Consider the following 5,494-nt stretch of genomic DNA (forward strand, 5'->3'; position numbering starts at 1 on the left):
GTTTGAGGGCACGCGGCAAGTCGCCGACTACGCAACCTTCACCGGCCATGTCCGCCAACGCGCCGCGCAACTGGTCGATCAATATGGCCTGGTGCCGGGCGATGCGGTAGCGCTGTTGATGAAGAACAGCTGCGACTACCTGGAAGTGCTCTACGCCATCTGGTGGCTGGGTGGCGTGGTGGTGCCGATCAACGCCAAATTGCACCCGGCAGAAGCCGCGTGGATTGCTACCCATGCCGAGGCCCGCTTGATCTTTACCGACGGCGGCCGGGTATTTGCGTCATCCCGGGACTTGCCTGCGCGCTGCAAGGAACTGGACGCTCACACACTGCCGCCGACCCGCGGCTGGCCGACCCTGGAGCAGCCGGTGCCGCGCCTGGACGAGGACCTGGCCTGGCTGTTCTACACCTCCGGCACCACCGGGCGCTCCAAGGGCGTGATGTTGTCCCACGGCAACCTGGTCGCCATGTCGCTGTGTTACCCCACGGATGTCGACCCGGTGAGTGCCGACGACGCAGCCGTGTATGCCGCGCCGATGTCCCACGGGGCGGGGCTGTACAACTTCATCCATGTGCGCTGCGGCGCCCGGCATGTGGTGCCGGCTTCCGGCGGTTTTGATGCCGGCGAGCTGTTTGGCCTGGCTGCGCAGCTGGGCAATGTATCGCTGTTCGCCGCGCCGACCATGGTCAAGCGCATGGTCGAACAGGCGCGGCGCCAGGGTTATGGCGGCGACGGCATCAAGACCATCGTCTACGGAGGCGGGCCGATGTACCTGGCCGACCTGTGCGAGGCGCTCGACACCTTCGGCGCGCGCTTGGTGCAGATCTACGGCCAGGGTGAAAGCCCAATGACCATCAGCGTATTGCCACGCGCTCTGATCGCGGACCGCCAGCGCCCAGGCTGGTCAACCTTGGCGGCGTCTGTCGGCCACGCACAAGCCTGTGTCGAAATTCGTATTCTGGATGCCCGGCACCAACCGCTGCCGACCGGCGAGCGCGGTGAGATCGCCGTGCGCGGTGCCACGGTGATGCAAGGTTATTGGCGCAACCCGCAGGCCACCGCGCAAACCCTGGTGGATGGCTGGTTGCTCACCGGCGACATCGGCTTTCTCGACCTGGCCGGCTTCTTGACCCTCACCGATCGCTCCAAAGACGTAATCATCACTGGCGGCAGCAATGTGTACCCGCGTGAAGTTGAGGAAGTGCTGGTTCAGCATCCCGACGTGTCCGAGGTGTGTGTGGTGGGTGAGCCGGACGCGCAATGGGGCGAGTCAGTGGTGGCCTTTGTGGTCACGCGCAGCGGGCAGGCGTTGGATGAGGCCGAACTCACCGCGTGGTTTCTGCAGCGCATGGCGTCATTCAAGAAACCCAAAAAGTATGTGTTCAGGGCCGATTTGCCGAAGAACAGCTACGGCAAAACCCTCAAGACCGACTTGCGGCAGTGGTTGAAAGCAGCGAGTATCGCCGCGCTTTCCTAGTTTTCATGGACAGAACAACCGACAAGGAGTCCCTTCGATGGGCCATACAGCGCAAGACACGCAGCGCAAGCGCCGCCGTGCATTTCTCGGTGCCACCTCCGGCCACTTGATCGAGTGGTACGACTATGGCGTCTATGGCTTTCTCGCCGTGTACATCGGCCAGGCGTTTTTCGTCTCCGACGACCCCACCACCAGCCTGCTCGCCAGTTTCGCGGCGTTTGCCCTGAGCTTCTTTATCCGGCCGTTGGGCGGGCTGTTCTTCGGCCCGCTGGCGGACAAGATCGGCCGGCGCAAAACCTTGATCATGGCGCTGGTGATGATGACCGGCTCCACTGTAATGCTGGGCCTGTTGCCCACTTATGCGACCCTGGGCATCGCCGCGCCGATCCTGCTGATTCTGGTGCGCTGCGTGCAGGGTTTTTCGGCGGGCGGCGAGATCGGCACGGTCACCAGCTTTATCTCCGAATACGCCGGCCCCGGCCGCCGCGGTTTTGCCACGTGCTGGTTGATGGTTACCGCCGTGCTCGGCCTGCTGCTGGGTGGCGCCGTGGCGAACGGCATGACCTGGATTCTGGGCGCCGACACGATGCAGGAGTGGGCCTGGCGCGTGCCGTTCCTGATCGCGGCGCCGCTGGGTTTTATCTCCATGTACATCCGCCTCAAGCTCGAAGACAGCCCGGAGTTTCTGGCCTTGCAACGCGCCGGGCAAACCTCCCGCGCGCCGCTGCGCGAGGTCTGGCAGTGGAAACGCGCCATCGCCCTGGTGTTCTTCATCATCACCTTGCACAGCTCGATCTTTTACCTGGTGCTGACCTTCGCCTCGACCTACATGGCCAAGATCCTCAAGTTCGACAGCGGCACCACCTTGCTCTATGTGTTTGTCGCCAGCTTCTCGGCGGCATTCGTGATGCCGTTTGGTGGCGCCTTCACTGACAAATACGGGCGCAAGCCGTTTCTGATGGTGATCGGCACCCTGGCCACGCTGGCGATGTTCTGGCTGTTCAAGTCGGCACCCACCGCAACGCCCGCGTCGTTCTTCGCGCCGTTGATGGCCGTGGCGATCCTGTTCGGGCTGTACGCCTCATCCACCTACGCGCTGATGAGTGAGTTGCTGCCGACGCGCATCCGCTCCACCGGGATTGCCGTGGCCTATAACGTGCCGGTCGCGGTGTTTGGTGGCAGCGCGCCGCTGATCTCCACCTGGCTGATCAAAGTGACGGGCGACATTACTTCACCGTGGTACTTCTACGTGGCCACCGGTGTGGTATCGCTGATTGCCCTGGTGGTGTTGCGCAAAGAAGATTTTGTTGCCAGCGGTAGCCCGGTGGTTGTGCCGCCTGCGGCTGCGGCGTTGGCCTGATTGCTCAGGGGCGTTGGGGTTTTACCGACGTCCCGAACGTATTGCCCATGCGGTTACTGGTCGCCGCCGGCGTGGCCAGCCCCACCTGGTTCGGCGGCCGCTTGTGTACCGGGAGGTTCTGCGCCTCGCGGTTCTTTTGCGCGGCCTTGGCCGCGTCCGGGTCATTGCCCATTTGCTGGCTCAGACAGCCATAGTCGGGTGCCTTGTACCCATCTACCGTGACTTCCGTGCAGCCTTTGGCAGCGGTTTCGGCGTGGGCGGCCAGTGGCAATGCGACGCACAGCAACAGGCCGGCGAATGGGGTGTAACGCTTCATCGGAGCCTCCTGGCAGGCCCGCACAGAGGGGCCGTTAGTGCTGCGAAGTGTAGTTCAGCGGGCTTGCCGTCACCGTGATGTTTTTTTTGCTATCACCGTAACATCAGGTTCATAAACGGGCCTCAGGATGACGGTTTTCAAGGACACGTCAGCCGTGCAGCGATGCCGCGTGGGGGGTGAACAGGGAGGCTGGAAGCGCGCCATGGGTGCCCTGGCCTTGCTGTTGCTGTTGGTTGGCATAACGCCCGCCAGCGCCGCGCCATCGCTGCTGACATTGGACCTGCCCGCGCAGGACCTGGAACACGCACTGCATGCCTACAGCCGCGCCACCGGGATGGCGGTGCTGGTCGACCGTGAGTTGACGCGGGGCCGGCGCTCCATCGGTGTGCGCGGGCGGTTCACTGCGCAGGAGGCGCTGGCGGTGCTGCTGACGGGGAGTGGGCTGATGGCGCGTTATGCACGTGATGATGCGGTCACCCTGCAAGTCCCGCCGACCCCGGCGCCTTTGCTGCGGGGAGCGTCAGCGCGCAATACGGCACGCATCAACACCAGTTACGCCGCCGCGCTGCAACAGGCGATCGAAGCCAGCCTGTGCCGTTCGCCACTGACCCGGCCCGGCAGCTTTCGGGCGTTGGTGCAGGTGTGGGTCAACGCTGATGGCGTGATTGAACACAGCCGGCTGGTCAGCTCCACCGGCGACGAACAACGCGATGAAGCACTGGTGCGCAGCCTTGGGACAACCCGGGTCGAACGCCCGGCACCCAGCGCGCTGCGCCAGCCGGTGACGTTACTTTTGATGCCCGACACAACAGGAATACGCATGGAATGCACAGCAGGGACGGGAGCCGCGGGCGCATGAAGAACACCGGGCACAGTGCGATGGTCAGTCTGTTTCTGGCCTCCTATGAAGACTTCAAGGTGCGCCTGCGCAAACGCTTGGGCTCGGAGGACCTGGCCAATGATGTGCTGCACGAAACCTACCTGCGGGTCGACCGCATGGACGTGCCGCCGAACCTGCAACAACCCAACGCCTACCTGTACCGCATGGCCCTGAACATCGCCGCCGACCGCCGCCAGGCGGATGCGCGCTTGCTCACCGGCAGTGAAGTCGAGGCGTTGCTGCAAAGCGCCGATGAGGCCCAGGACCCTTCGCGGGTGGTGGGTGGCCAGCAAGAGATCCAGTCGTTGGTCAAAGCCCTGTACGAACTGCCGGCACGCCGACGCAAGATCCTGATCGCTGCGCGCCTGGAAGAAGCGCCGCACCTGGAAATCTCCCAGCGCTTCGGTATTTCCACGCGCATGGTAGAGAAGGAAATCAAGGCTGCTTTGGGCCATTGTGCCAAGCGCCTGGAAAGAAAAGTGATTCAGCGGTTCGGTCCCGGGGCCGGAAAACCGTCTTAGTGTCGAGTCCCTGATAAAACCGTGAGTATGTGCGCGCTTGAACATTTTCAGTTTCCCCTCCACCCGGCAATCGCCCGCTGACCCTGTGCACGAACAAGCCCGTGATTGGTTGCTGTTGCTGACCTCGGGCCGGGCCACCGTGGCTGATGCCAAGGCGCTGCAGGCCTGGGTCGCGCAAAGCCCGGCGCATGCCCAGGCGTTCGAGCAGGCCAAGCTGTTGTGGCGGCAATTGGGCGCGGCCACCGAACAGTCGGCGCCGCACCGTCAGTTTGGGCGTCGTGCGTTCCTGGGTGGCGCGATTGCGGCCACGGCGGCAGTGGTGATGGTGCGTGTGGGCGTGCCGGGCGGGTTTGCCGGATTGAGGGCCGACTATCGCACCGAGGTGGGTGAGCAGCGCCAGGTGCTGTTGAGCCAAGGCGTCAGCCTGGAGCTCAACACACAGACGCGTATCAGCCGGGTCGGGCAGGGGATTGAGTTGCTTGAAGGCGAAGTCGAAGTGCTTGCACAGCTGGCGCAACCGCTCAAGGTGCAGGCCGGCGAGGGCTGGGTGACTGCGGCGCAGGCGCGGTTCAATGTGCGCAACACCGACCGCAATGTGTGCGTGACCTGTATCGAGGGTTCGCTGACGGTGGATGTTTCCGGGCGCAGTGTGCGCTTGGACAGTGGCCGGCAACTGACTTATGGCGCGGGTGGTGTGGGCGAGCCGATTGGGGTGGATGCGCAGGCGGTCGTTGCTTGGCGTGAACAGGTGCTGGTATTTAACAACGCGACATTGGCGACGGTGGTGGATGAGATCAATCGTTATCGGCCGGGGATGTTGGTGTTGCTTAATAAAGAACTGGGGCAGCGGCGGGTGCAGGCGCGGTTCAGTTTGCAGCAATTAGCGGGCGTGGCGCTGTTGATTCGGGATGCGTATGGGGCCAAGTGTACTGAGCTGCCG

The 5,494-nt window shown here is 63.6% G+C and carries 6 protein-coding genes; 5 read left to right on the forward strand and 1 reads right to left on the reverse strand.

Annotation, left to right across the window (positions count from 1 at the left end; translation table 11 throughout):
- Positions 1–1,477: class I adenylate-forming enzyme family protein (locus FEM54_RS23005; protein WP_138453211.1), on the forward strand; the 1,477-nt coding region annotated here is incomplete at its 5' end.
- 37 nt (positions 1,478–1,514) lie between these two features.
- A complete protein-coding gene (locus FEM54_RS23010) occupies positions 1,515–2,837 on the forward strand; it encodes an MFS transporter (protein WP_138453213.1) in 1,323 nt (440 codons plus the stop codon).
- A gap of 4 nt (positions 2,838–2,841) precedes the next feature.
- On the opposite strand, the gene FEM54_RS23015 is transcribed toward FEM54_RS23010, so the two are convergent.
- Positions 2,842–3,153, reverse strand: coding sequence for a hypothetical protein (locus FEM54_RS23015; RefSeq protein WP_017134601.1), 312 nt, complete (start codon positions 3,151–3,153; stop codon positions 2,842–2,844).
- 202 nt (positions 3,154–3,355) lie between these two features.
- Here FEM54_RS23015 and FEM54_RS23020 point away from each other — a divergent pair, with 202 nt between their 5' ends.
- From FEM54_RS23020 to FEM54_RS23030, 3 genes are all read left to right on the forward strand, one after another.
- On the forward strand, positions 3,356–4,012 hold the full coding sequence (locus FEM54_RS23020; protein WP_017134602.1) for a secretin and TonB N-terminal domain-containing protein: 657 nt from the start codon (positions 3,356–3,358) through the stop codon (positions 4,010–4,012).
- Entirely contained in the window at positions 4,009–4,554 is a 546-nt protein-coding gene (locus FEM54_RS23025; protein WP_017134603.1) for an RNA polymerase sigma factor, read from the forward strand. The genes FEM54_RS23020 and FEM54_RS23025 overlap by 4 nt, the downstream gene beginning before the upstream one ends.
- A 37-nt stretch (positions 4,555–4,591) precedes the next feature.
- Positions 4,592–5,494, forward strand: a 903-nt coding sequence (locus tag FEM54_RS23030) for a FecR family protein (RefSeq protein ID WP_138453215.1), incomplete at its 3' end; no start/stop codon positions are given.

The sequence above is a fragment of the Pseudomonas edaphica genome (genome assembly GCF_005863185.1).
In the GTDB taxonomy this organism is placed as follows: Bacteria; Pseudomonadota; Gammaproteobacteria; order Pseudomonadales; family Pseudomonadaceae; genus Aquipseudomonas; species Aquipseudomonas edaphica.